We start from the raw sequence: 26089 nt of genomic DNA on the forward strand, positions 1-26089 counted from the left end.
CGCCGCTTTTCCTTTGCGCGCAGCCTCGCTAAGGCCGCTCGCATGACCGAGCTGCCCAAGACCTTCAGCCCCGCCGAACTCGAGAACCGCTGGTACGCCCATTGGGAGGAGACCGGCCAGTTTCACCCTGATCGCCCGAACGCCGAGCCATGGACGATCGTCAATCCGCCGCCCAACGTCACGGGCAGCCTGCATATCGGCCATGCGCTCGATAACACGCTGCAGGACATCCTCGTCCGCCACGCGCGCCTGCAAGGCAAGGATGCGCTGTGGGTGGTCGGCACCGATCACGCCGGCATCGCCACGCAGATGGTGGTCGAGCGCCAGATGGCTGAGAAGCAGGACAAGCGCACCAACTATTCGCGAGAGCAATTCGTCGAGAAGGTGTGGGACTGGAAGCGCGAGAGCGGCGGCCAGATCACCCAGCAGCTCCGCCGCCTCGGCTGTTCGATGGACTGGGCGAACGAGCGCTTCACGATGGACGAGGGCTTCTCCAAGGCCGTCCTCAAGGTGTTCGTCGATCTCTATAACGAAGGCCTGCTCTACCGCGACAAGCGGCTGGTCAATTGGGATCCGGGCCTCGGCACCGCGATCAGCGACCTCGAGGTCGAGACGCGCGAGGTGCAGGGCAAGTTCTGGCATCTGAAATACCCGCTGGCCGACGGCTCCGGCTTCATCGAGGTTGCGACCACGCGCCCCGAAACCATGCTTGCCGACATGGCAGTCGCCGTCCATCCCACCGACGCGCGCTACACCGCGTTGATCGGCAAGACGGTCAAGCTGCCGATCACGGGGCGCGAGATTCCGATCGTCGCCGACGAGCATGCTGATCCCGAACTCGGATCGGGCGCGGTCAAGATCACGCCGGGGCATGATTTCAACGACTTCGAAGTCGGCAAGCGCGCCGGATTCAAGCCGGCCGAGATGCTCAACATGCTCGATGCCAAGGCGCAAGTGACGCAGACCGCCGATGGCCTGATCCCCGCCGACCTCATCGGTCTCGACCGGTTCGAGGCGCGTGACCGCGTGGTCAAGCTGCTCGACGAAGCCGGTGCGCTGGTCCGCATCGAGGATCGCGTGATCCAGACGCCTTATGGCGACCGCTCGGGCGTGGTGATCGAGCCGTGGCTGACCGACCAATGGTATGTCGACGCCGCGACGCTCGCCAAGCCGGCGATCGAGGCGGTGCGCTCGGGCAAGATCAAGATCGTCCCCAAGACCTGGGAAAAGACCTTCTTCAACTGGATGGAGAACATCCAGCCGTGGTGCGTGTCGCGGCAATTGTGGTGGGGGCACCGGATTCCGGTTTGGTATGGGCCGCGCGCGTTTTCGAAGCAGGAAAGGGCCGGCACGAGCTTAGCTGACACCGTTTATAGTTTTCAAAAACTGGATGGACTGGAAAACTCCGGCAACATCCTTGATGAAGTTCGGGTGTGCCTAACCGCGGACGAGGCCGTTCGTGCTTTCGAGGAGTATTATCGGGAGAAGGTCGGCAACCGGCGCGTTCGTCTTTGCGAGGATGAGCGAGCAGCGGATGCCCTGCTGCTATCTCCAGACTTTGACCCTCAATCTGAAGTCGCAATTTGGCAGGATGGCGACGTCCTCGACACCTGGTTCTCCTCCGCGCTGTGGCCGTTTGCGACGATGGGCTGGCCCGAGGGCGATCAGCCCGAATGGCAGCGTCGCTACCCCAATGACGTGCTGATTTCCGGCTTCGACATCCTGTTCTTCTGGGATGCGCGGATGATGATGCAGGGCTTGCACTTCCTCGGCGACGTGCCGTTCCACACGCTCTACCTGCACGGCCTCGTCCGCGCCGCCGACGGCGCCAAGATGTCCAAATCGAAGGGCAACACCGTCGATCCGCTCGGGCTGATCGACCAATATGGCGCCGATGCGCTGCGCTTCTTCATGGCGGCGATGGAGAGCCAGGGCCGCGACATCAAGATGGATGAAAGCCGCGTCGCCGGCTATCGCAACTTCGCCACCAAGCTGTGGAACGCCGCACGCTTCTGCCAGGCCAACGGCATCGGCGCCAGCACAACCCTCGACGCGCCGGCGGCGGCCCACGCCGTCAACAAATGGATCATCGCCGAGACGGTCGAGACGATCCAGGCGGTCGATCTCGCGCTCGCCGACTATCGCTTCGACGGCGCTGCAAACGCGATCTACCAATTCGCCTGGAGCCGCTTCTGCGATTGGTATCTGGAGCTGATCAAGGGCCAGATCGACGACGAGACCAAGGCGGTCGCCGGCTGGGTGCTCGACCAGATCCTGGTGCTGCTCCACCCGTTCATGCCGTTCATCACCGAGGAACTGTGGCACGCGCTAGGTGAGCGGCAGAACGATCTGATCGTCGCGCAATGGCCCAAGGCGGATGCCCGCGCGCTCGATGCGGAGGCGGTGAGGGAGATTGACTGCCTGATTCGCCTCGTCTCCGACCTGCGCACCGCACGGACCGAACTCAACGTACCGCCGGGGGCGAGAGTGCCGCTCCATCTCATAACCAACGATCGAGACGTCGTGGCTCAGGCTGGCGGCCGGATGAGCGCACAGGAAGCTACGTTGTGCCGACTGGCGCGAGTCCAATGGGTGAGCGCGGGCAATTTTTCGCTCGACGGGGCCGTTGCTCAGATCGTGGTTGATGGCCTGACCTACGCACTGTCGCTTGAGGGCATCATCGACCTCGACGCCGAACGCGCCCGGCTCACCAAGGCGATCGAGGCGGCGGCGAAGGAGCGGGATGCGCTTGCGGCGCGCCTCGCCAACCCGAATTTCGTCGAGCGCGCCAAGCCCGAGGCGGTCGAAAAGGCCCGCGCCGACCATGCCGACAAGGCCGCCGAGGCCGATCGACTGCAAGCGGCGCTCGCGCGGCTGGGCTGACTTACCGCCGTCATTGCGAGGAGCGTTAGCGACGAAGCAATCCAGGGGACCGCACGGTAGCTCTGGATTGCTTCGCTCCGCTCGCAATGACGGTGCGGGGCGCGGCTATCGATCGGCGGGTACCATCACCTCGATCACGCCGGCCGCGATCGAGGCGATTACCGGGGTGCGCGCGAGCACCTCGCCGTCGATCGAGATCGGCAGCGGCGGCACGGTGGTGATGCGCAGCCGGGTGCCGGTGAAATCGACGACATCGTCATGTCGCGCGTCGAGCCGCAGGATGCTTGCCGCCCAGTTCTTGAGCAGCCGACGCTTGAAATGCCCGGTCACCGCCTGCACGACGATTTCGCCGGACGTCACGCTGGCGGCGTCGACCAGTTCGGTGCCGCCCTGGAAGCGGCCGTTGGAAATCCGCACCTCCAGTGCTCGTAGAGTCCGTTCGCCGGTGCCGTCATCGACGCTCAGCGTGAATGGTCGGAATTTCGCATATTGCAGCACCGCCCAGCCGGCATAGCCGAACCGCCCGAGATAGCGCTTCAGCCCATGCGGCACCGTCCCGGCGATCTGCGGCGAGATACCGATCGCTGCGCAATTGGCGAAATAATCATGGTCGATCTTGCCGAGGTCGATGCGCTGTAATCGTCCGCTGCGGATCACCTCGATCGCGCCGTCGATATCGAGCGGGATGCCGAGCGACCGCACGAAGCTGTTGGCGGTGCCGAGCGGCAGCACCGCCAGCGCGGTGTTGGTGCCGACGAGATGATCGACCAGCCCGCTGATCGTCCCGTCGCCGCCGCCGAGGATCATCAGGTCCGGCTTCTTTGCGAGCGCGGCGCGCATGGTGATGTCGAGCTGCGCCGGATCGGCCACCGCATGCGCGTCGACGGGGAAGGGCAGGTCCTTCATCTGCGCGCAGGCATGATCGAACAGGTCGCGGCCCTTGCGCGATTGCGCGTTGACGATCATTGCCGCCGACCGAATTTGCGTGTCCTCTTTCATCACCACCGCTTAGCCCGCTCGCGGCGCTTGCACCATCGGCACTTGCGGCCCAATGAACGCGCATGAGCCACTATCCCGCGCTTCGCCTCCGTCGCACTCGCGCTGCCGCCTGGAGCCGCCGCCTCCATGCCGAAACCGTCCTGACGCCCGCCGACCTGATCTGGCCGCTGTTCGTGGTCGAAGGCGAGGGCCTCGAGCAGCCGATCGCCAGCCTGCCCGGCGTCTCGCGCTGGTCGGTCGACGGCATCGTCGCGCGCGCGCGCGAGGCGCGCGATCTCGGCATTCCGTGTGTCGCGCTGTTCCCCTATACCCAGCCCGATCGCCGCAGCGACGACGGGGCGGAAGCGCTCAACCCCGATAACCTGATGTGCCAGGCGATCGAGGCGCTGAAGGACACCGTGCCCGAGGTCGGCGTGCTCACCGACGTCGCGCTCGATCCCTATACCAGCCACGGCCATGACGGGCTGCTCGACGAGGCCGGCTATGTCCTGAACGACGCCACCGCCGAAATGCTGGTCGGGCAGGCGCTCAACCAGGCGCGGGCCGGTGCCGATATCATCGCACCTTCGGACATGATGGACGGCCGCATCGGCATGATCCGCGAGGCGCTGGAAAGCGAGGGGTTCGTCAACGTCCAGATCATGTCCTACGCCGCCAAATACGCCAGCGGCTTCTACGGCCCGTTCCGCGACGCGGTCGGCGGCCGCGGGCTGCTCAAGGGCGACAAGATGACCTACCAGATGGACGCCGCCAACTGGCAGGAGGCGCTGCGCGAGGTCGAACTGGATCTCGACGAGGGCGCCGACAGCGTGATGGTCAAGCCGGGCCTGCCCTATCTCGATATCGTCACCCGGGTGAAGGAGCGGTTCGAGGTGCCGGTGTTCGCCTATCAGGTATCCGGCGAATATGCGATGATCGAGGCGGCGGCAGCATCCGCCGCCGGTGATCGTGACGCGCTGGTGCTCGAAACCCTGCTGGCGTTCAAGCGCGCCGGATGCTCGGGCGTGCTGACCTATCATGCCGCGCACGCGGCGCGGCTGCTCGGCGCGTGATCGAAACCGAGCGCCTGATCCTGCGCGTACCGCTGGCCGGCGATCGCGCGGCGCTGCATGCGATGTGGGCGGACCCGGTGGTGATGGCCGATCTCGGCCCGGTGATGAATAGCGAGAAGGCCGACGCGACGCTCGCCCGGCACGACAGTTATCGCCACGAAGGGCTCGGCTTCAATGTCGTCGAGCGGCGCGAGGACGGCCGGGTGATTGGCTTTTGCGGGCTCAAGCGCGGCAATCCGGGTTCGCCGATCGCCGGGCTGGTCGAGGTCGGCTGGATGTTCGCGCAGCCCTATTGGGGGCAGGGCTATGCCCGCGAGGCGGCGATGGCGAGCCTCGGTTGGGCCTGGGCGACCCTTGCCGAGCAGCGGATCGTCGCCATCACCGCGGCGCGCAATCTCAAGAGCCAGCGGCTGATGGAGCGGATCGGCATGGAACGGGTTCCGGACGGCGATTTCGATCATCCGGCGTTCGAACCCGGCGATCCGCTGCGGCGGACGGTGACCTATGCGATCGCCAGGCCATGATCGACACCGATCGCCTTGTCATTCGCCCGTGGCACGACGGCGACCGCGCGCCCTTTCATGCGATGTGCCGCGACCCTGAGGTGATGCGCTTCCTCGGCCCGCCGCAATCGCGGGCCGATACTGATGCCGCAATCGATCGCATGCGGGCGATGCAGGCGACGCATGGTTATTGTTTCTGGGCGGTCGAGCGGCGTGACGATGCCGCGTTGATCGGCTTTTGCGGGCTGAAGCCAGGCAGTCCGCCGATCGACGGCGAGATCGAGATCGGCTGGCGCTTCGGCAGGCCATTCTGGGGCCAGGGCTATGCCCGCGAAGCCGCCGCGGCTTGCCTCGACTGGGGATGGCGGATGCTCGGCGCGGCCGAAATCGTGGCGATCACCGTTCCCGCCAACACGCGAAGCTGGGGCCTGATGGAGCGGCTCGGCATGGTGCGGGTGGCGGACGGCGATTTCGACCATCCCAACGTGCCCGACGGCAGCCCGCTCAAGCGGCACATTCTCTACCGGATCGCGCGGCCCGGCTGAGCGATCAGCTGCCGGGAATGCGCTTCTGCAAATCGGCGATCGTCGCGCTCTCGGCGGCGACCTGCGCCTCGCCTTTGTCATGGAGGCTGTCGAGCGCCGGATAGGCGGGTTCGAGCGCATTGGCGCGGGCGATGGCGAGTTCGTCCAGCGCGCTCATCGCGGCGGTCGATTCGGCACGGATGCCATCGAGCTCGGCCAATGCGGTCTGCGCGTCGAGCCAGGCGTCGCTGCCGATTCCGGAAGAGGCCGTGGCCGTGACGAGATCGCGCGTACGGGGGACAGCGGCGGTGAAAGCGGAATCGGCGGCGGAAAGCTGCTTACCGAGCGCCGCCAGCCGTTCGTCGAGACCGGCATCAGGTGTCGCCACGGGGGCCGGCGCCGGCGTGGTCGGCGCTTCCCCCATCCGCTCGATGGGGCGGGGCGCGAGCGATGGGAAATCGCTGCCTTGCTGGGCACAGCCGGCGAGCAGGGCGAGCGCGGCCAACGGCACGAGAAGCGGGCGATCCATGGCCTGCGATCTATGGACCGCAAACAATCTGCGCAATGGGCTTGCGCTCCACCGAATCCGCTTCTATGTCCGCCACTCCCAAGCGCCCGTAGCTCAGCTGGATAGAGCATCAGACTACGAATCTGAGGGTCGGACGTTCGAATCGTTCCGGGCGCGCCAAAAACCCCCGCCAAGTTCAACGACTTGGCGGGGGTTTTCGTTTTTGGCGGTGGAGCATTCCGACTTTGCGAATTCGTTCAAGGCATTGCGGGATTAGGGCAAGGCCACGGAATGGTCATCCGTTGTCGATAGCGCTCGCGAGATCGGTGATTTGAGGGCGAGGATCAATACGCCTCCGGCAAAGCCGATTGCCGCGTCGAGAGCCCAGAACATCGCCGGCGTCATCTCGCTGTAGAAGCTGCCGACCCAGCCCATCAGCACTGAGCCCAGAAACAGCGAGAGAAACGCACCGCCCATCAGCGTCGCGTTCATCTTGGGGGGCGCGGCCTCCGAAATCAGCGCGAGCAGCACCGGCCAGAAATAAAGGAAAGCGACGCCCATGCCGGCAAAGGATAGCAGCGGCCAATAAACCGCGACGCGGCTGCCGGCAGGCGTGAGGATGCAGCCGAGCGTGATGACCGAGGCGGAGACGCCCGTCAGCATCGATCCCAGCCCGATCTTGCCGATATCGCCGGGCTCGCGGCCGCGCTTCGCCTGCCAGCGCCACAATGCGACGAGCGGCGGCACCGCGACGATGCTGGCGAAGGCATCGACCGAATTGAACCAGCTCGCCGGCACCTCGCCCCATGGCGTTGCCAGCGATACGTGGCCGTTGACCCAGACGATGCCAATGTTCCAGATCATCGGATAGGCGATGTTGGGCAGCACGGTGAGCAGGATCACCAGCACGAGCATCCAGGTGCGCGTGCGTTCGGCGGGCGTCATCGGCGGGAAATGATGGCTTTTCGCCGCTACACGCCCTTCGGGAAAGTAGCGCTGGCCGGCGAGATAGATGCACAGCGCGAGGATCATCAGCGCGCCGGCCAGCCCGAACCCGTAATGCCAGCCATAAGCGGCGGCGATCGCGCCGCAGCCGATCGGCCCCAGCACCGCGCCGATGTTGATCGCGGCGGAAAAGATCGTGTAGCCCTGCGTCCGCCAGGATTCATCCTCGGCCGGATAGAGTCGTCCGACTTGCGCGGAGATGTTGCCCTTCAGGCAACCCGACCCGCAGATCAACAATACCAACGCGACGAGAAAGCTCGCGTCGAACGCCATCGCGAGGTGCCCGGCGCTCATCAGCAACGCGCCGATCACGACCGTACGGCGCGCACCCAGCCAGCGATCGGCGATCAGCCCGCCCAATACGGGCGTGAAATAGACCAGCCCCGAATACCAACCGAAGATCAGCGAAGCGAAGGCCTGATTGCCGATCGGCCCGCGCACCTCGAACAAATGGCGGAGCATGCCGAGGCCCAACACGTTCTCCGCATGGCCCGGCGTGAGCAATTGCTGGACCATGTAGAGCGCCAGCAGCGAGGTCATGCCGTAATAGGAGAACCGCTCCCATGCCTCGGTGAAAGCGAGATAGGCGAGGCCCCTGGGGTGGCCGAGGAAGCCGGTGTCGTTGGTCGATGCGGCGATCGCGGTGGCGGCCAAGCGTTTCTCCTTATTCCTCGTCGGGATAGGGACCGACTCCGCCATCGGCGATGAAGCGGTCGATCCGGGCATTCAACACAGGCAGGGGCACCGATCCCATCTGCAATACGGTATCGTGGAAAGCGCGGATGTTGAACTTCGGTCCCAACGCTTTCTCGGCCTTGGCGCGATCCTGGCGGATCGCCATCTCGCCGAGATAATAGGACAGCGCCTGTCCCGGCCAGGCGATGTAGCGATCGACCTCGGTCTGGATCTCGTGATCGGCGAGCGCGGTGTTGTCGTGTAGATATTGCTGCGCCTGCTCGCGAGTCCAGCCCATCGTGTGGATGCCGGTATCGACCACCAGGCGCGCGGCGCGCCACATCTGGTAGCTCAGCATCCCGAAGCGCTGATAAGGCGTTTTGTAGATGCCCATCTCCTGGCCAAGATATTCGCAATAGAGCGCCCAGCCCTCGCCATAGGCCGAAATGTAGGTATCGCGCCGGAACGCGGGCAGATCCTTGTTCTCGGCGGCAAGCGGCATCTGGAAGGCGTGACCGGGCGCGCTTTCATGCAAGGTGAGCGCGGGCAGCGCATAAAGCGGCCGCGACGGTAGATCATAGGTATTGACGAGGTATACGCCGGGGCCGCCCCTGCCGCTGGTGTAATAGGGCGCGATATCGGCCGGCACCGGCACGATCGCAAAGCGGCGGCGCGGAAGGTGGCCGAACCATTTTGCCGCGACGCCATCGAAGTCCTTGGCGATCCAGGCGGCGTCCTCGAGCAATTCCTGCGGGGTCTTGGCGTAGAATTGCGGATCGGTGCGCAGGAAGTGCAGGAACTCGGGGAACGTCCCCTTGAACCCGGCATCCTTCATGGTCTGCAGCATTTCGGCGTGGATCGTCGCCACTTGATCGAGGCCGAGCTGGTGGATCTGCTCGGGTGTCATGTCGAGCGTGGTGAATTCCTTGATCTTCGCCTGGTAATAGGCCTTGCCGTCGGGCAGGTCATAGGCGTGGATCGAGGGTTGCGCGTGGGGGATGTAATCGTCGCGCAGGAACGTCAGCAGCGTCTTGTGCGCGGGGATCACCGATTGCTCGATCGCCTTGGCGCCATCGGCGCGCAGAGCGGCCTGGGTTGCAGCCGGGATGCTGGTGGGCATCTTCTCGAACGGCTTGTAGAAAATGCTGTCTTCGGGCTTGGTGACGTCGATCACCGAAGTCACCGTGTCGTCGCGGCCCTGCAGGGTGATCTTGGGCGGGGTGAAGCCTCGCGCCAAACCGGCGCGCATATTAGCGATTTCCTGCGCGAAATAGCGCGGAAATTCATTGAGCTGCGAAACGTAGTTACGATAATCCTGCTCGGTAGTGAACGTTCGCCGTGCAGTGCCGGCGAGATCACCCCAGAACGAGGTATCGGCATTGAGCGGGCGCTGATAGTCCTTGAATTTCTGCTGGTTGATCAGAACGGCGATCTGCGCCTTGTAGACATCGTAATTGACCTGATTGGCTTGCGACAGCTTGGCGCGGTCAAGCTGATCGAGCTGGCTCATCACCTGCTGCCAATAGGCCAGGCGCTTTTCCTGCGCGGCTTGCGATACATCGGGCAGATCGGCGCTGACGTGCGAACTGGGATTGTCCTCATCGTCCGCGAACTGATGCTGGCGCCAATCCCATTCAGCTGAGTAGATCGATTTGAAGCGCGCATCTTCGGCGTTTTCGGGTTGCGCCGGTGCGCACGAACAGGCGGGGTGATCCTGGGCGACGGCCGGGGGGGCGGTGGCAGCCATGACGATGATGCCTGCTATTCCCATGATGATCGACCGTTTCAAGATTCGTGTCCTCCCATCCGAAATCACTCTTGTCGTATACCGTATAACCGTATCACATCAACCGCGTACCGCGCCGCGCCAGTGGACGTCGCTGCTTAATAAGCGCCGACCTTCACGCGGACGAGGCGGCTTTCCTTGTGGAAATTGATTCCGTAATCGACCTCGTCGCCATTGAGCCAGCGCTGCGGTTGCCAGGTGTCACCGACATATTTGCCTTCCTCGACACGCAGCAACTGGCCGTGCCGACCGTCCCTGGCGGCGCGGGCGAACTCGACGCGCACGTCGGTGCCGGTGACGAGGAAGTGTTGCTGATCGAGCCGGATCACCAGCGCGCGGCCGTCCACGTCGGGCGAGTTGGAAATGATCGCCGGCGATTCGCCCCATGGCGGCGGGCCGAATGACAGCGTCACTCGCCAGTCGCCGAAATCGAGCGTCTGGCGCGGCTCGCCCAATGCCTCGACCGCCGCCTTTAGCTGCCCATCAGCCATTGCCTGGGCGAGCAAGCTATCGATCGAGCCGAGCAGCGCGTAGTTGCGCGCGTGCGCATCAATGGCCTTGGCCTGCGCGTCGGAGGGCGGGTTGTCGATGCCGAAGATCGAGAAGCCGATGCCGTCATTCGCCAGGATGTAATAGAGGAAGGGTGCGGTCTTCGGATCGAAGCCGGTCTCCGAAATCCAGGAGGGATTGTCGGGGCGGTGATATTGCGCGAGCACCTTGCGGAACTCGGTCGCGTCGGTGGTGTAGAGATCGGTGCCGATCAAGTCGATCGACGGGCTGACCGCGCGCCAGACGTCGAACACATTGTAGGTCGCGCCGCCGCTCGGATAGTCCATGCCCGGATAGCGCTTGTCCTTGTAGCGCAGCCAGCAGTTCACATACATCGGCAACGGATAGACCTGCTTGCCGGCCGCGGCGACGGCGTTGATGTAGCGGGCATTGGCCCAGGCGTTGAACATTTCTTCGGCATCGGCGCCGAATAGCTGGCTCCAGGTACCGGCCCTGCCGCCGACGCGCTGCTGGATGGCGGCGGGAACGGGGCCATTGAACGCCGCATTGGCCGCCGGGCTGTGATCGCGCACCGCGCCGATCGTGCCGGGCTCGTTCTCGACTTGAACCATGATGACGGTATGGCGGGCGCCATCAACCTTCCTGAGGTGCGCCATGAGCGCGCCGAAGGCGTGGCTGTCCGCTTGAAGCGTGGCCGGGGCGAAGGTGGAAAGATCGCCGAGCGGCTGGCCGTGCTCATCGAGCTGGCGCGGATAGGTTTTGGCGTCGGCCTTTATCCATTCGGGCGCATATTGCATCTGCCCGTTTTTCCACGTGCCGAACCACAGCAGGATCAGGCGCTTGCCGCTCATGCGCGCCTTGGCGATCAGCGCATCGATATTGGTGGTATCGAAATGGCCGGGGGAAGGCTCGAACTGTTCCCAATAGACCGGCGCCTCGACGGTATTGGCATGGAGCGCTTCGACCGACTGCCACGATCGGTCGAGCATTTGCGGCCAGGCGCTCGAATTGTGCAACTGTGCCGCCAGAATGAAGAACGGCTTGTCGTCGACCATCAGGGTGAAATGCCCGTTATGGGTGACGAGGCGCGGGATCGTGCCGCCATTAGCCGGCCGAGCGGCGCTGTGGACCGCGGCCGATAAAGGGTTGGGGATGGTCATGGCGACGGCCATCCCCAGCGCCGCGGCATATGTCATTCGCTTGCGTCTCCCTGGAAAAAATGGGGCCGCTGTTTCAGGCGGCCCCAGGTCAGGTTCGGTGGAAAATGCCGATGCGCCTCAGAATTCGGCGGTCAGGCCGAAGAAGATATGGCGGCCGAGCGCATCGTAATAGCCCGGGAACGTGTTTCCGTTGCCGTATACGTTGTTCTGGCCTTCGTATAGCGCCGGCGGATCCTTGTCGAAGATGTTGTTGATGCCGGCACGCAGCGACACGCCGTCGAGCACCTTCACTGTTCCGGCAAGATCGAAATAGTTATACGCCTTGATCTTGGCACCGTAGATGTAGTTGGTACCGGCCAGCAGCGAATTGGTCTGGTTGCTGGTGATCTCGGTCGCACCCTTGTAGCGCCAGTTGATCGACAGCGTGGCGTGCGACCATGGCATCTGCCACGTCATGCGGAAGGTATGCCGCCAGTGCGGGTTCGGCTGCCCGCAGCTTGGACCATAAAGACCCGCGCAGTCATAGGTGCCCAGCCCCGGCAGCGGTTCGGTGATTTCGTGGAAGAGATAAGTGCCGACGAAATCGAAGTTCAGATTGCCGGAACTGCCCAATCCCAAGGTGTAATTGCCGTTGATATCCAGACCGTCGGTCTTGAGATAGCCCGTGTTCTGCGTCGTCGCGATGACGTAACCATCCGTGCCGAACAGCACGCCCGATTGCGGGTCGCGATGGAACAGGTTGCAAAAGAAGGGATTGTTGCTGTCGATGCACTGCTTGATGATCAGGTTTGCATCGATCGAGCTGATGTAATCCTTTACCTTGATATTGTAATAATCGATCGACAGCGACAGCGATGGCACGAAAGTCGGCGTGAACACCGCGCCGATCGTGTAGGTGTCCGCCTTCTCGGGCTTCACGTCGGGATTGCCGCCATATTGCTGGACGCAGACCGCTGCCGGACATTCCGGAATGCTGCCATATTGTGCCGCGGTGACGCCACTTGCCTCGCAGGCCTCGAGCGTTGCGTTCGGGTCGCTCGCCGTCGGGTTGGCGCCCGAGCATGGATCTTGCGACGAGACGTTGCCCACGCCCTGCGACTGGAACAGTTCAGCGATATTGGGCGCGCGCACCGCGCGATTGTAGCTGGCGCGGAAGCGGATATCGCTGGTCGGCGCATAGTTGAACTCAAACTTGTAGGTTGAGGCCTTGTAGCTCGACTCCGAAACCGTGCCCTTGTTCTTGTACCGCGAATAACGGAAGCCACCATCGATGCTGAGTTCGTGCATGAGCGGCACGTTCTCGACGATCGGTACGTTGAGTTCGGTGAACACTTCGGTCACGTCGATCGTGCCGTGCGAGTTGGTCGTGCCCTTCGACTGCGCGACTTCATCAGCCTGAAAATCGAGATATTCCTCGCGATGCTCCGCACCAATGGCGACCGCGAGGCCCTGGGATGCCCAGGGGCTGACGATGCCGTAGCTCGTGAGATCTGCGTTGACTGTATTGTTGAGTACCAACTCCTTGTATGTGCCATGCGTATAGCTGGGCACGTAGAGATAGTTGTAGCCCGCGTCGGAGATGGTGCCGTAACCGAACACGTCGACCGGCACGCAATTGGGATCGCTGCCGTCGATCACCGATTGACAGGTTGGCGTGCCATCGACGTTGGAGACCTGAAGGCCATTCGCCGCGCGTGTCTGATCGATGTCGTTCTTGTAGCTTTCGTCGTAAACGACTTGTGACCGTAGCGCACTGAAATCGTATGTGATTCCTTCGGCAAGCTTGCCGCGCAAGCCGGCGGTGATGCGGTAATCGGTGTGGCGCAAGTCATCGCGCCGCGGGGAGCTGCCATCCGAGGTCGGGCGATATCCGATGAACACGTTCTCGGTGGTTGGCGTGCCGGCGTCGCTGCCGCACAATGTCGTTGCCTGCGACGCGCTCATCAGCGGGTTGTCACAGTTGATCTTGAACGTCGTTCCCTGCCAGATTGCCGATGGGGCGACCTGCGACCAGGTATGATCGTCCATGAACATCACACTGCCATAGAGCGTGAAAAGGTCCGAAATATCGTAATGCGCGAAAGCGCCGGCGGTATAGCGGTTGTCCGACCGCTGGAAATAGTTGGTCGGCGCATAATTGTACGCAAACGAGCTGTCATACGGTACCCAGCTCTTGCTGCCATCCTTGGCGTTGACCAGCGTTTCACCCTTGTTGGGGCCGCTCAGCAGCGTGAACAGGCCATATTGATTGTTGCTCGATCCGCCGCAGCGTAGCGTGCTGTTTGCGTCATCGGCAGGATCCAGCGCGCAGGCGGACACGTCGCGTGACGATTCCAGGACCGGGTTCGAATGGCGGTTGCCGACGAACATCGTGACGTTACCGCGATGGTCCGCGAAGTCGGTGCCGATCGCAGCGTTTATCTCGTACGTGTCGCCGTCGGTCACGCTCTTGGGTGCAACATCGTAGCCGCTATTGGAGACGAGATCGCGCAGTGTCTGGTCGTCGTTATTGTGCTGATAGAAGCCGTAGGTCGCGTCGACCCGCGCGCCATTGAGATTGTCCTTCAGGACGAAATTGACGACACCCGACACGGCGTCGGCGCCGTATACCAGCGACGCCCCGCCGGTCAGCACATCGACGCGATCGATCAGCGAGGCGGGCACGAAGTTGAGGTCGATCGCCTGGCTCGGCAGCAGTCGCTTGCCGTTGATCAGCGTCAGTACGCGGTTCGAGCCGAGGTTGCGGAGATTGATGTTGGCGGTGCCGTCCGATCCGTTGGACACATTGCTGTTTGCATCCGGCGTGAATTGGGGAAGCCTGTTCAGCGTGTCCTCTACTGCGGTCGAGCCCTGGTACTGGAACTCCTTGCTGTCGACGACCGTGATCGGGCTGTTGCTCTTCAGGTTTGGTCGCCGGATCAGCGTGCCGGTAACGATGATGTCCTGCCCTGGATTATCAGCCTGTGGTGCACCTGCATCAGCCGCATCGGCTGCCGGCTGGCTGCCCGCGTTATTTTGCGCATGGGCCGGCGTCGCCAGCATTGCGGCAACGAGTGCGAGGCCCGCGCTGTTGAGCAATGAATTCCTCGCATTGAGAATCCCCGTCATCTCAAACCCCCTCTGTGATGTTGTGTTTGGTGGCGGAAAGAGAAGAACATGGTTCGGCGCGATTATCAAATATTTTATACGATATCCGTCATACAAATGTTACCCGCCTGTTTCCAATCGGTTGCAGTTGGGTTGCGCGGCGCCGGCGCGAGAGCGAAAACATATTGCCTGAGTAAATGTGGCGCGTTTGACACAGGCGATTCGCGCGAATCGGAGCGAAAGGGCTGCGTTGTGGGCGGCCGATATATTGTGCATTATACGTATACCGTATAATGCATGGCGAGACAGATCGGGAGTTTAGAGAAAATGGATCTCACCATGATCGATCGTCGGCATTTGCTGGGCGGCGTCGGCGCCATAGCGATTGCGGCCGGGTTCTCCGACGTGACGGCTCGTGCGGCCACTATGCGCGTCTTGCCCGATCGTGCGCAGCCCCTTGCGCTCGAAGCAGTGCGTCTGAAGCCATCGCCGTTCCTCGATGCCGTCCACGCCAATCGCGCCTATCTGATGCGGCTCGAGCCCGACCGGTTGCTGCACAATTACCGCAAGTTCGCGGGGCTGGAGCCCAAAGGCGCGCTCTATGGCGGCTGGGAAGGCGAGACGATCGCGGGCGAGGCGCTCGGACATTATCTGAGTGCGCTGGCGCTGCTCCACGCGCAGACCGGCGATGCCGAAGCGGCGACGCGCATCGATTATATCCTGGCGCAACTTGCCGAGGTGCAGGCGGCGCAGGGCGACGGCTATGTCGCCGGCTTCATGCGCAAGCGCAAGGACGGCACGATCGTCGACGGCAAGGAGATTTTCCCCGAGATCAAGGCCGGCGACATCCGCTCGGGCGGGTTCGATCTCAACGGCGCCTGGTCGCCCTTCTACAATCTGCACAAGGTGTTCGCCGGGCTGCTCGACGTGGACAAGCATCTCGGACGCCGTCAGGCGCTGGTGATCGCCACCGGGCTCGCCGGCTATATCGACGGCATTACCGGCGGGCTGACAGAGGCGCAGATGCAGGAGGTGCTCGCCTGCGAGTTCGGTGGCATCAACGAGAGCTTCACCGACCTTTACGCACGCACCGGCGATCCGCGCTGGCGGCGGCTCGCCGAGCGTTTCTATCACAAGGCGGTCCTCGATCCGCTGGAGCAGCAGAAGGACATTCTGCCGTATCTCCATTCCAACACGCAGATTCCGAAGGTGATCGGCGTCGCGCGCTATCATGAGGTGACCGGCGATGCGATGACCGGTGTCGCGGCGCGCTTCTTCTGGGACAGGGTGGTGCATCACCATAGTTTCGTGATCGGCGGCAATGGCGATCGCGAATATTTCTTCGAGCCCGATGCCATCGCCAGGCACATCACCGAGCAGACCTGCGAAGGTTGTTCAAGCTACAACATGCTCAAGCTCAGCCGGCATATGTTTGCGTGGGCGCCGGATGGCGCGGTGTTCGATTATTACGAGCGCACCCATCTCAACCACATTCTCGCGCAGCAGAATCCGGCAACGGGCATGTTCACCTATATGACGCCGATGATGTCGGGCACGAAGCGCGACTGGTCGACGCCGTTCGACGATTTCTGGTGTTGCGTGTGCACCGGCATGGAGAGCCACGCCAAGCACGGCGATTCGATCTTCTGGGAAGGGAAGGGGGGCGACACTGTCTTCGTCAACCTGTTCATCCCTGCGACCGCGCACTGGCAGGCGCGCGGCGCCGATTTCGAGCTGGCGACCGGCTATCCCTATGACGGCAAGGTGGCGATGACGGTGCGCAAGCTCGGCAGTGCGAAGCCGTTCGCGGTGGCGCTGCGCATTCCCGCCTGGGCGCCGGGCACGACCGTCTCGGTCAACGGCAAGCCGGCGCCGGTGCTGCGCGACAAGGGCTATGCGATCGTCCATCGCCGCTGGCAGGCGGGCGACGTGGTAATGCTCGACATTCCGATGGAGATCCGGCTGGAGCCGACCGAGGGCGACGACAATGTGGTCGCCGCGCTGCGCGGGCCGATGGTGCTCGCCGCCGATCTCGGCCCGGCCGACAAGGATTGGGAAGGCGACGCGCCGGCGCTGGTCGGCAGCGATCTGGTGGCTGCGTTCAAGCCGGTCTCGCCGAGCGAGGCGACGTATCGGACGCAGGGGATCGGCCGGCCCAACGACATGGCGTTCGGGCCGTTCTACGCCAATTACGAGCGGCGCAGCGCGGTCTATTTCCGCCGCTTCACCGATGACGGCTGGGCCAAGGCGCAGGTCGCCTATCGCGCCGAGCAGGAGCGGCTGCGCGATCTCGCCGCGCGGTCGGTGGACATCATGCACCTCGGCGAGATGCAGGCCGAGCGCGACCACAATCTGCAATCGGACATTTCCTATCCGGTCACCTATCGCGGGCGGAAGGGACGTGACGCGCGAACCGGCGGCTATTTCGAATTCACCATGAAGGTGCGGCCCGGCCCGCTGATCCTGCAGGCGACCTATTGGGGCGACGAGCGCAAGCGCCAGTTCGCCATCCTGGTCGACGGCACGCCGATCGCCACGCAGACGCTGGAGGGCAACAAGCCCGGCGAATTCTTCGACGTCGACTATCCGATCCCGGAGAAGCTGACTGAGGGCAAGCGGTCGGTGGTAGTGAAGTTCCAGCCCGAGGACGGCAAGACCGCCGGCCCTGTCTTCGGCGTGCGGATCTACACGCCGAAAACCGGGGCCGGTACTCAGGCGTAGCGCGGCGGCCCCGGATCTCGATCATCGTCGGCGTCCGGGGAGAAGGTCGATCGTCGTGCCGCCTTGCGGGAGCGGGATGTGCCAGCCGCCGGGGTCGCGCTTCAGCGCCGTTGCCGGGCGATACGGGCGGCCGGTCGCGGTGGTCGTGCTGACTTCGAGCACCGCCGCCGGCGTATAGCGGTCGCGAGCGGCGAGGTGCAGGCGAACGCGACCGGTATGCCGGTCGTAATCGACCTGTGTGAAGCTGCCGGCGCGCAGCGTCAGCCACAGCCCGGCCGGCGCGATGAACACGCGCGAGCGGAAGCTGTCGCGCGGCGTGATGCTGACGGTGTCGCCATGCTGCGCAACAATCCCGCCGAAACCGAGCCAGCCGAACACCGGATGATCGACCAGATAGCTGGCGGTGCCGAACGCCACGCCGAAGAAATTGGTGCCGTAATCCCCGCTATAGCCGTCGAACCGCATCATGTCGGGATAGGAGTGGAAGGCTGCCGAGCCGAACCCGTCCTCGGCGATATTGGTGATCGGCCCCATCAGCCCGCCATAAGCGACGCGCAGCAAATGGAAGTCGGTCGGGTCGCGGCGATAGGCGGCGAACAGCGGCAGCGCGTTGTTGGACGAGCCGTAATGGTGGAGCTGCCGCTCGATCCGACGGGTCTTGCCGGCATAGTTGAAGTCCCAATAGCGCCGCGCGCTGCCGTTATAGCCCCAGCTCGGGATGGTGGGGTCGTAGCCCAGGATCACCTCGCGCGTCTGGGCGGCTTTCGCGTCGTCGCCGAAATAGCGCATCCAGGCATAGACTTCGGGCTGGCCGGTCGAATCCCACGGCATCTCGCTGCCGAACGGATAGGCTTCATGCGCCCAGCGCTCGGCGCGGGCGCGCATGACCTGTTCGACGCTGGCGGCCTCGGCCGTCATCCCCTCGCGCTTCAGGTCGCGCAGGATGGAAACGAAGACATTGCCCTCCATCTGGCCGAACTTGGCATAGTCAGGGGCTAGCCGCTGCATCGCGACCGCGGTTTCAGCGGCGTGGGTCAGATACCAGCGCCAGTCATGCGCATGGACCAGCCCGACATGATAGCGCGCCAGCCGGTAAAGCACCCAATAGGCCGCCGCGACATGAACATAGTTGAACGATCGCCCGACCGAATAGGCCTGTTTCCTGTCCCACGCCGACCAGCTCTTCCAGTCGATCGACGGATCGTAACGGAAGTTGGGCTGCGCCTTGGGATCGTAATAGAACAGGCTCTTGCGCACGCCGTAGCAATCGGGCCCCTGATTGACCTGCAGCCGCCCGTCGAGCGTGCCCGTGACGAACTGCTCGAACTTCGCCACCTCGGCCGGGTCGGGTTCGCCGAGCTGCTTCATTATCGCGGCGAGCCAGGAGCCGGCGCCGCCCTCGTCGCTGAGCCCGGCGATCCAGACGCGCTGGTCCTGCAGCACCTGACGACCCTCGTCGTGATCGTAGCTGATGATCGAGGGCGCGCGGTGGAACGGGTCGCTCGTGTCGTCGAACCATTGCCGGGTGAACAGGAAGCGACCCATGTCGGCGACGGCTTGCCGTTCGGGTTTGGTCACAAAGTAGGAGACGGTCTGCGCCTCGCCGCCGACATAGCGGATCGTCAACCGCGCGCGTCCCCATTGGTGGCCCTGGACCCGGTAATGTGCCCAGCCGTTGCGAGAGCTCGCGGGCGTGACGGTGATCGCGCCCCGCGGCTCGACGCTCATCGCGGCGATGCGCTGCGGCGCTTTCAGGAACAGGTCGGCAGGCAGGTCGGTCGGCAGCACATAGCCGGGGATGCCGACGGCGACGGGGCGATCGTTCTTCGCCAGCGTATCCTCGATGCCCCGGATCGACGGCGACAGCACGAAGCGCACGCCGATCTCGCGGCTTTCTCCGGGCGCGAGTGTGAAAGCGGTCGGCGAGTTCCACTCGCGCACGCCCTTCCATTCCTTGTCGGCGAAGCCGCGCGTGGCGACCATCCAGTCGTAGAGTCCCTCGAAGGTCGTGCCGCGCTTGGTCGGATCGTTGAAGATTTTGGGCGTGCCGCCGGGGCCGGTCTGGTCGAGGATCGGTTTATAGGCCTCGAACGGCGTGTGCCGCTCGGGCAGCACCAGCAGCGCCGGCCCCTCGCCGTTGAGCCGCGTAACCTGCAGATAGCCGGCATCGCGGCCGATATAGGGGTCGGCGAAGCTCAGCCGATTGTGCGCCTGCTCCAGCGTGCGGTCGGTGAGGATGTTGTCGAACACCATCGGTAGCCCGAGCCCGCCGATCTCGACCGGCCGCGACGATCGGTTGGTCAGCCGGAAGCGCAACGCCAGCGTGCCGTCCGACAGCATCCAGCGGCGCTGCACGTCGAGCGGTATGTCGGCGGGAAAACAGGCCGCGAGATCGGCGGCGGCCAGCACGCCGTTTCCCGTCGGCAGCGCCCCGACCGCGCCCTTGTGGAACGCGCTCGAATAATCGCGCCAGACGCCGCCCGCCGATCGCAGGCGCAGGTCGATGTCGCCGAGATGATAATAGCCATCGCTATTACGCTGTTTTTCAAGGTCATAGGGCGTGAAGTCGAAGCCCGGTGTCGAACGCGGTACCAGTGACACCAGCGTCTGCGTGCGGGCGTCGAGCCGCGCGCTCAGGGTCGGCGTCGACAGCATTATTGCGCCACGGCTCGTATCGATCGGCGGCGCGGCGCCTCCCAGCGCGAACAGGCTGGCGACAAGCATCGATTGCCGGGCCATGGCTCGCAAGTGCTTCCGACGCATCATTCCCCCGATCACTGTCCTACCGCGGGCGCACTATACAAACTCAAAGCCGTCTGTATACGGTATAACGAAAGCAAATCAGGAAAGGGGATGCGGCGCGATGATCAAGCGGTCGAGCCTGTGGCTGGTGGCGATGGCGGGAATGATGGCGCCGGGCGTCGCGGTTGCTGCGTCGGCGGCGGCTCCGGCCGCGCGGCAATATCGTGACGCATTGTCGCTGCGTGAGCGCTGGGAATATCTGACGCGCGACATCGCCTTTCCCGCGCGATGGGTCGCGGGCGGCCACGATTTCGTGTTCCGCAAGACGGTGGCGGGCGGTTTCGCCTTCGTTCGCGAGAATGCTGATACCGGCGCCACGCGGCCGGCCTTCGACCAGCGTGCGGTAGCGGCCGCGCTGGGCAAGGCGACGGGCGAGCATTACGAAGCGCTGCGCCTGCCGTTTTCGGATATCGACTATCGCGACGACGGCAAGACGATCGTCTTCGAGATCGAGGAGACGCCGTGGCAATGCTCGCTGACTGGCGGGGGCTGCGCGCCGGTTGTCGACAAGGATCGTCCGACGGGCTTCGGCGTGGTGCGCGATCTGCGCTATCCGGCCAACAACACGCCGCACGTCTCACCGGACGGCCGCTGGGAGGCGCTGGTCCAGGGCTATAACGTCGTGATCCGCCCAGCCGGTGGCGGGCCGGTGACGATCCTCAGCCAGGACGGTACGCAAGGCAATTTCTACGATCCCGAGACGATCCACTGGTCGCCGGATTCGCGCAAGATCGTCGCCTATCGGATCAGGCCCGGCTTCCCGCGCTACGTGACGCGCGTGCTGTCGTCGCCCGGCGATCAGCTGCAGCCGGAAATCCGCAAGCAGCTCTATCCCAAGCCGGGCGATGCGATCGATCTCGAGCAGCCGGTGCTGTTCCACCTCGCGCCCGACGGCAAGACGCAGGAGATTGCCGTCTCCGACGCGCTGTTCCCCAACCCCTATCAGCTCACCGATCTGCATTGGCGGTCGGACAGCGCGACCTTCGCCTTCGAATTCACCCAGCGCGGCCACCAGCACGCGAAGATCATCGAGGTGAACGCCGATACCGGCGCGACGCGCGCGGTGATTTCCGAGGACGCCAAGACCTTCATCTATCAGGATCGCGGCTATTGGCATGACGTCGACAATGCCGGCAACGAGCTGATCTGGCTGTCGGAGCGCGACGGCTGGGCGCACCTCTATCTCTACAACGACAAGACCGGAAAGGTGGAGAACAAGATCACCGCCGGCGACTGGCCGGTGCGCCAGGTGGTTCGCGTCGATGACAAGGCGCGCCAGATCTGGTTCGCCGCCAGCGGCATGAACAAGGGTGAGGACCCCTATTTCGTCCATTATTACCGGATCAACTTCGACGGCACCGGCCTGACGCCGCTGACCCCGGCCAAGGCCGATCACGACCTGTCCTTCTCGTCGGACGGCGACTATTATGTCGACACCTATTCGCGCGTCGATATGCCGAACGTCGCCGAGCTCCACCGCACCAGCGACGGCGCACTGGTCCGCACCATTGCCAAGGGCGACATCTCGCGGTTGATGGCGGCGGGCTACAGGATTCCGCAGCCGTTCGTCGCCAAGGGGCGCGACGGCAAGACCGACATCTGGGGCCTGATCGTCAAGCCGCTCGATTTCGACCCGCACAAGAAATATCCGGTGATCGAGAACATCTATGCCGGCCCGCACGACAGCTTCGTGCCCAAGACCTTCTGGCCGTTCGGCTATCATTCCGGCGGCGACAAGGTCGTCGGGATGCAGGAACTAGCCGACATGGGCTTCATCGTCGTCCAGATCGACGGCATGGGCACCGCCAACCGCTCCAAGGCGTTCCAGGACGTGGCGTGGAAGAACCTTGCCGATTCAGGCTTCCCGGACCGCATCCTGTGGCACAAGGCGGCCGCCGCCCAATTCCCCTGGTACGACATTTCGGGCGGCGTCGGCATCTACGGCGGCTCGGCGGGCGGGCAGAGCACCGTCTCGGCGCTGTTGTTCCACCCCGATTTCTACAAGGTCGGCGTGGCGTTCGCCGGCTGTTACGACAACCGCATGGACAAGATCAGCTGGAACGAACAGTGGATGGGCTGGCCGGTCGACGGCAGCTATCTGCGCTCGTCGGACGTGGTCAACGCCTGGCGGCTGAAGGGGCACCTGCTGATGATCTTCGGCGAGCAGGACAGCAATGTCGATCCCTCGTCGTCGCTGCAGTTGGTCGATGCGCTGATCAAGGCGAAGAAGGATTTCAGCATGATCGAGGTGCCTGGCGGTGAGCACACCACCGGCCGCTCGACCGGCCCGATCCATTATGCCGAGCGTCGGCAATTCGGCTTCTTCGTGCGCTATCTGCAGCACCAGCCCACGCCCGACTGGAACAGCCTGCCGGCCGACGACCAGTAAGCGACGCGTCGCCCAGCTCAATCCGCGTTGGAGGCGAGCTGGCGGCGCAGGTCGGTGATCGTCTTCTTGATGTGCGCCTGCATGCTCTTGGCGACCGCTTTCTTGTCGCGAGCGAGCCAATGCCGGAGCAGCTCGGCATGTTCCTCGTTGGCGCGCTCGTCGCGACCCAGCGGCTCGAGATGCTTGCGGACATAACGGTCGCTCAGCACGTGCAACCGTTCGAGCAATTGAGTGGTGATCGATTGCCCGGCGGGGCGGATCAACGCGAGGTGGAAGGCGCGGTTGAACGCGCCGACACCGGCACCGTCATGCCCCGTCACACTATCGAGCGCCTCCAGCGTAGAGATCGCCAGCGACTGCTCCTGCTCGGTGGCGCGAACCGACGCCAGCGCCGCGGCCTCGGGCTCCAGCTTCAGGCGCAGGGCGTAGACTTCCTCCGCTTCGTCGGCGCCCAGCGGCCGCACAAAGAAGCCCCGGTTCGCTTGTGAGCGCACCAAGCCCTCCTGCTCGAGCCGGGTCAGCGCCTCGCGCAGCGGAATCTTGCTGACCCCCAGTTCGGAGGCGAGCGCGTCCTGCCGGATCGCCTGATCGACGGGCACCTCCCCGGCGAGAATCCGATCACGCACGAGATCGACGAGTTGATCCGAGAGATTTCGGATGACGATGGTACTCATTATTCTTTCGTATCCTGCGTGGGATCTTCATTATACGGTATCTTCACTTGGTAACGGCCATAGCGAACCCGAGCGAGCGCGTCGAGGGCGCGGCCCGACGTTACCGCCCAAAGCGGGCCAGCGAGAACGGATCGAAGTCGAACGACGGCGCATCGCCGCACAGCAGGGCGCCGATCGCCTCGCCCGTGGTCGCTGCCAGCGTAACCCCCAGATGTTGATGCCCGAAGGCATAAGCGAGCCAGGGTCGCGCAATATCGCGTCCGATCGCGGGAAGATAATCGGGCAGCGTCGGCCGCGCGCCGACCCACTCGCTGATCGGCGTGTTGAAGGGCAGGCCGAGCCGCGCGACGTGATTACGCAGCATTATCCATTTGCGCGGGTCGGGGGGGCTGTCGATGGTGGAGAATTCGACGAAGCTCGCTGCCCTGATCGACGAAGCGAAGCGGGTGACGATCATCGAGCGATCCTCGAACACCACCGGCGGTAGATCGGCGGGCCAATCCGCTGCGTCCGACTGAATGTGATAGCCCCGCTCCGCGATCAGCGGCGCGTCGAGACCGAGCGTCGCAAGCAGGTCGCGTGATGCGGCGCCGGCTGCCACCACGATGATGTCGGCCGACAGTGTCTCGCCGGTGTCGAGCGCGGCCCTGCCGCCATCGGCGTCGGGGGCGATGCGTGTGACCCGACCGGCGACACGATTGCCGCCGCAGCGCTGGAAGTGTTCGTGCAGGCGGCTTCCGAGGGTGGTCATGTCAGCTATTTGGCCGCTGCCCTCGACGCGCGCCGCGCCGGCCAGATTCGAGGACGTCAAAGACTGAAGCGCAGCCATTTCCATGGTGGTCGCCGGACGAGTGCTGGCGGTGCCGGTATCGGCGCCCAGCCAGTGCGCCATACCGCGGCGGGCGGTCGATTCCCGTTCCCAGACGATGAAATGGCCATCGAGCCGGAGCAGCGCGCGCGCACCGGCCGCATTGAGCAACCGCTTCCATGCCGGCACCGCAGTCGCTAAGGTGCTACGCAATGCCGCCGTGCCACGGTGGAAACGCGTGGGCGTCGACGCGCGCAACAGCCGCAACGAAAAGGGAAACCACGACCGTATATCACCTGGCGGAAAGGCGACCGGGCCGCCGAGGGCGAACAATCGCCGGGGCATGCTGCCCAGCGCCGCGAGTGACGCGTGCGGCTCAATCTGCTCGACCGCGATATGGCCCGCATTGCCCCACGAAGCGCCGCGCCACGGCACGTCGGGCGCGACCAGCCTGGTGACGACGCCGCGCTGTTGCAGATCGATCGCCGTGCACAGGCCGACGAGGCCATTGCCGATCACGATCGCGGTGGCGGGCCGCTTTGCCGGACCACGCGATATCGGCATATGCGTCAGCCCGCCGCCGTGACGATGTCGCGCGCCAGCGTGCTGCGCGCGCGGCCGTAGAGGAAATAGACGACCAGCCCGCCGGCGTTCCAGATCACGAAGCGCACCAGCGTCATTTCGGGCAGGCTGATGAGCAGATAGAGGCAGCCGAGGATCGCCAGCGTGCCGACCAAGAAGGGCGCGGGGCAACGGAACACGCGCTCCATCTCTGGCGCGCGCCGACGCAGGACCATCATGCAGGCGCCGACCGCGATGAAGGCAAGTAGTGTGCCGGCATTGGCCAGTTCGGCAATCTCACCAAGGCTGAAGAAGCCGGCAACCGCGGCGACGAACAGGCCGGTGATCGCGGTGATGAGCACTGGCGAACCGGTGCGTGGTGACACCTTGGCAAGGGTGCGCGGCAACAGGCCGTCGCGCGCCATCACGAAGAAGATACGGCTCTGGCCGTACATCATCACCAGGATCACCGACGGCAGGGCAACCAGCGCCGCACCGGCGACGAGATAGGCGGCGAGCGGATGGCCGAGCGTCCGCAGCACCAGCGCCAGCGGTTCGGCGGAGCCGCCAAGCGCCAGATACGACATCGCACCCACGGCCGCGATCGCGACCAGGATGTAGATGGAGGTGCATACGAGCATCGAGCCGACGATACCGATCTTGAGATCGCGGCCGGGATTGCGCGCTTCCTCGGCTGAGGTCGCCACAGCGTCGAAACCATAGAAGGCGAAGAATACGATCGCCGCCGCCGCCATCACTCCGCGTGTTTCGCCGTTCACCACATGGCTGCCGAAGCCATAGGGCATGAACGGATGGAAATTGCCTGACTGGAAGGCGGGAAGTGTGAGGGCGACGAATGCTGCCAGTGCCGTGAGCTTGATGATGACCAGAATGATGTTGAGCGTCGCACTTTCGCGCGTGCCGGCCATCAGCATCCCGGCGATTGTGAACGCGACGAGGACGGCCGGCAGGTTGATGATTCCACCGTCATGCGGCCCGGCGAGCAGGAGATGGGGCAGGGCGATGCCCATTTCGTGGAGCCATCCGACCAGATAACCTGACCAGCCGACCGCCACGGTGGAGCAGGCCAGCGAATATTCGAGGATCAGGCTCCAGCCGACCACCCAGGCGATCGTCTCGCCAGCGACCGAATAGGTGTAGGTATAAGCGCTGCCCGCGGTGGGGATCAGCGTCGCCAGTTCGGCATAGGCGAGTGCCGCGCAGGCGCAGACCACGCCGGCGACCAGGAAAGACAGCACCACAGCGGGCCCGGCGCGATCGGCACCCACACCGGTCAATGTGTAGATGCCGGTGCCGACGATCGCGCCGACGCCAAGGGCGATCAGATGGGGCCAGCTCAGGCTTGGGCGTAACCGATGCTCGGCGTCGATCGACCTGAATTGCTCGATCGGTTTGATCGGCCCCCAAATTCCCATCGTGCT

16 protein-coding genes and 1 tRNA gene are annotated in these 26089 nt (G+C 64.1%); 7 read left to right on the forward strand and 10 right to left on the reverse strand.

Going from position 1 to position 26089, the window contains the following annotated elements; translation table 11 throughout:
* Nucleotides 1-42 precede the first annotated feature (42 nt).
* Nucleotides 43-2883 (forward strand): valine--tRNA ligase, encoded by a 2841-nt coding sequence (locus K7G81_RS05730; RefSeq protein ID WP_223029780.1) that lies wholly within the window; start codon nt 43-45, stop codon nt 2881-2883.
* Nucleotides 2884-2988: 105 nt separating this feature from the next.
* Here K7G81_RS05730 and K7G81_RS05735 read toward each other — a convergent pair whose 3' ends face one another.
* Nucleotides 2989-3882, reverse strand: coding sequence for a diacylglycerol/lipid kinase family protein (locus tag K7G81_RS05735; RefSeq protein ID WP_223029781.1), 894 nt, complete (start codon nt 3880-3882; stop codon nt 2989-2991).
* A gap of 62 nt (nt 3883-3944) precedes the next feature.
* On the opposite strand from K7G81_RS05735, the gene hemB reads away from it, so the two are divergent.
* Genes hemB through K7G81_RS05750 form a run of 3 tightly spaced genes read left to right on the forward strand, consistent with a single transcriptional unit; the run spans nt 3945 to nt 5982 of the window.
* Nucleotides 3945-4934 carry a porphobilinogen synthase gene (gene hemB, locus K7G81_RS05740; protein WP_223029782.1) on the forward strand — a complete coding sequence of 330 codons (990 nt, stop codon included), beginning with the start codon at nt 3945-3947 and terminating at the stop codon, nt 4932-4934.
* Nucleotides 4931-5458, forward strand: a complete 528-nt coding sequence (locus tag K7G81_RS05745) for a GNAT family N-acetyltransferase (RefSeq protein ID WP_369412041.1) — start codon at nt 4931-4933, stop codon at nt 5456-5458. The genes hemB and K7G81_RS05745 overlap by 4 nt, the downstream gene beginning before the upstream one ends.
* Nucleotides 5455-5982 carry a GNAT family N-acetyltransferase gene (locus K7G81_RS05750; protein WP_223029784.1) on the forward strand — a complete coding sequence of 176 codons (528 nt, stop codon included), beginning with the start codon at nt 5455-5457 and terminating at the stop codon, nt 5980-5982. The genes K7G81_RS05745 and K7G81_RS05750 overlap by 4 nt, the downstream gene beginning before the upstream one ends.
* Before the next feature lie 4 nt (nt 5983-5986).
* Here K7G81_RS05750 and K7G81_RS05755 read toward each other — a convergent pair whose 3' ends face one another.
* Nucleotides 5987-6490 carry a hypothetical protein gene (locus K7G81_RS05755; protein WP_223029785.1) on the reverse strand — a complete coding sequence of 168 codons (504 nt, stop codon included), beginning with the start codon at nt 6488-6490 and terminating at the stop codon, nt 5987-5989.
* An 82-nt stretch (nt 6491-6572) separates the two neighbouring features.
* Between K7G81_RS05755 and K7G81_RS05760 the strand changes: the two genes are divergently transcribed.
* Nucleotides 6573-6649 (forward strand) — tRNA-Arg (locus tag K7G81_RS05760).
* 93 nt (nt 6650-6742) lie between these two features.
* On the opposite strand, the gene K7G81_RS05765 is transcribed toward K7G81_RS05760, so the two are convergent.
* From K7G81_RS05765 to K7G81_RS05780, 4 genes are all read right to left on the reverse strand, one after another.
* A complete protein-coding gene (locus K7G81_RS05765; RefSeq protein ID WP_223029786.1) occupies nt 6743-8128 on the reverse strand; it encodes a peptide MFS transporter in 1386 nt (461 codons plus the stop codon).
* A 10-nt stretch (nt 8129-8138) separates the two neighbouring features.
* On the reverse strand, nt 8139-9896 hold the full coding sequence (locus K7G81_RS05770; protein ID WP_223029787.1) for a DUF885 domain-containing protein: 1758 nt from the start codon (nt 9894-9896) through the stop codon (nt 8139-8141).
* Nucleotides 9897-10033: 137 nt separating this feature from the next.
* A complete protein-coding gene (locus K7G81_RS05775) occupies nt 10034-11641 on the reverse strand; it encodes a DUF5597 domain-containing protein (RefSeq protein WP_223029788.1) in 1608 nt (535 codons plus the stop codon).
* A gap of 81 nt (nt 11642-11722) precedes the next feature.
* Nucleotides 11723-14713, reverse strand: coding sequence for a TonB-dependent receptor domain-containing protein (locus K7G81_RS05780; protein WP_223029789.1), 2991 nt, complete (start codon nt 14711-14713; stop codon nt 11723-11725).
* Between the two features lie 318 nt (nt 14714-15031).
* Between K7G81_RS05780 and K7G81_RS05785 the strand changes: the two genes are divergently transcribed.
* Nucleotides 15032-17413 (forward strand): glycoside hydrolase family 127 protein, encoded by a 2382-nt coding sequence (locus K7G81_RS05785; RefSeq protein ID WP_223029790.1) that lies wholly within the window; start codon nt 15032-15034, stop codon nt 17411-17413.
* A 21-nt stretch (nt 17414-17434) separates the two neighbouring features.
* On the opposite strand, the gene K7G81_RS05790 is transcribed toward K7G81_RS05785, so the two are convergent.
* Nucleotides 17435-20152, reverse strand: coding sequence for a DUF5695 domain-containing protein (locus tag K7G81_RS05790; RefSeq protein ID WP_255586651.1), 2718 nt, complete (start codon nt 20150-20152; stop codon nt 17435-17437).
* Nucleotides 20153-20276: 124 nt separating this feature from the next.
* Here K7G81_RS05790 and K7G81_RS05795 point away from each other — a divergent pair, with 124 nt between their 5' ends.
* Complete coding sequence (locus K7G81_RS05795) at nt 20277-22604, forward strand: S9 family peptidase (RefSeq protein ID WP_223029791.1); 2328 nt, start codon at nt 20277-20279, stop codon at nt 22602-22604.
* 17 nt (nt 22605-22621) lie between these two features.
* Here K7G81_RS05795 and K7G81_RS05800 read toward each other — a convergent pair whose 3' ends face one another.
* The 3 genes from K7G81_RS05800 to K7G81_RS05810 form a co-directional block, all read right to left on the reverse strand.
* Nucleotides 22622-23278 carry a GntR family transcriptional regulator gene (locus K7G81_RS05800; RefSeq protein WP_223029792.1) on the reverse strand — a complete coding sequence of 219 codons (657 nt, stop codon included), beginning with the start codon at nt 23276-23278 and terminating at the stop codon, nt 22622-22624.
* Nucleotides 23279-23378: 100 nt separating this feature from the next.
* The gene (locus K7G81_RS05805; protein ID WP_223029793.1) at nt 23379-24650 is read right to left on the reverse strand and encodes an NAD(P)/FAD-dependent oxidoreductase; all 1272 of its coding nucleotides are present in this window, start codon (nt 24648-24650) and stop codon (nt 23379-23381) included.
* Between the two features lie 5 nt (nt 24651-24655).
* A complete protein-coding gene (locus K7G81_RS05810; RefSeq protein ID WP_223029794.1) occupies nt 24656-26083 on the reverse strand; it encodes an amino acid permease in 1428 nt (475 codons plus the stop codon).
* Nucleotides 26084-26089 lie beyond the last annotated feature (6 nt).

The sequence above is a fragment of the Hephaestia mangrovi genome (assembly GCF_019880555.1).
Classification (GTDB): Bacteria; Pseudomonadota; Alphaproteobacteria; order Sphingomonadales; family Sphingomonadaceae; genus Sphingomonas; species Sphingomonas mangrovi.

What these genes read in the sequence shown, in the direction of transcription:
- K7G81_RS05730 (WP_223029780.1), top strand. Translation starts at nt 43, where the DNA reads ATGACCGAGCTGCCCAAGACCTTCAGCCCCGCCGAACTCGAGAACCGC.
- K7G81_RS05735 (WP_223029781.1), bottom strand. Translation starts at nt 3,882, where the DNA reads ATGAAAGAGGACACGCAAATTCGGTCGGCGGCAATGATCGTCAACGCG.
- hemB (WP_223029782.1), top strand. Translation starts at nt 3,945, where the DNA reads ATGAGCCACTATCCCGCGCTTCGCCTCCGTCGCACTCGCGCTGCCGCC.
- K7G81_RS05750 (WP_223029784.1), top strand. Translation starts at nt 5,455, where the DNA reads ATGATCGACACCGATCGCCTTGTCATTCGCCCGTGGCACGACGGCGAC.
- K7G81_RS05755 (WP_223029785.1), bottom strand. Translation starts at nt 6,490, where the DNA reads ATGGATCGCCCGCTTCTCGTGCCGTTGGCCGCGCTCGCCCTGCTCGCC.
- K7G81_RS05770 (WP_223029787.1), bottom strand. Translation starts at nt 9,896, where the DNA reads ATGGCTGCCACCGCCCCCCCGGCCGTCGCCCAGGATCACCCCGCCTGT.
- K7G81_RS05775 (WP_223029788.1), bottom strand. Translation starts at nt 11,641, where the DNA reads ATGACATATGCCGCGGCGCTGGGGATGGCCGTCGCCATGACCATCCCC.
- K7G81_RS05780 (WP_223029789.1), bottom strand. Translation starts at nt 14,713, where the DNA reads ATGACGGGGATTCTCAATGCGAGGAATTCATTGCTCAACAGCGCGGGC.
- K7G81_RS05785 (WP_223029790.1), top strand. Translation starts at nt 15,032, where the DNA reads ATGATCGATCGTCGGCATTTGCTGGGCGGCGTCGGCGCCATAGCGATT.
- K7G81_RS05790 (WP_255586651.1), bottom strand. Translation starts at nt 20,152, where the DNA reads ATGGCCCGGCAATCGATGCTTGTCGCCAGCCTGTTCGCGCTGGGAGGC.
- K7G81_RS05795 (WP_223029791.1), top strand. Translation starts at nt 20,277, where the DNA reads ATGATCAAGCGGTCGAGCCTGTGGCTGGTGGCGATGGCGGGAATGATG.
- K7G81_RS05800 (WP_223029792.1), bottom strand. Translation starts at nt 23,278, where the DNA reads ATGAGTACCATCGTCATCCGAAATCTCTCGGATCAACTCGTCGATCTC.
- K7G81_RS05805 (WP_223029793.1), bottom strand. Translation starts at nt 24,650, where the DNA reads ATGCCGATATCGCGTGGTCCGGCAAAGCGGCCCGCCACCGCGATCGTG.
- K7G81_RS05810 (WP_223029794.1), bottom strand. Translation starts at nt 26,083, where the DNA reads ATGGGAATTTGGGGGCCGATCAAACCGATCGAGCAATTCAGGTCGATC.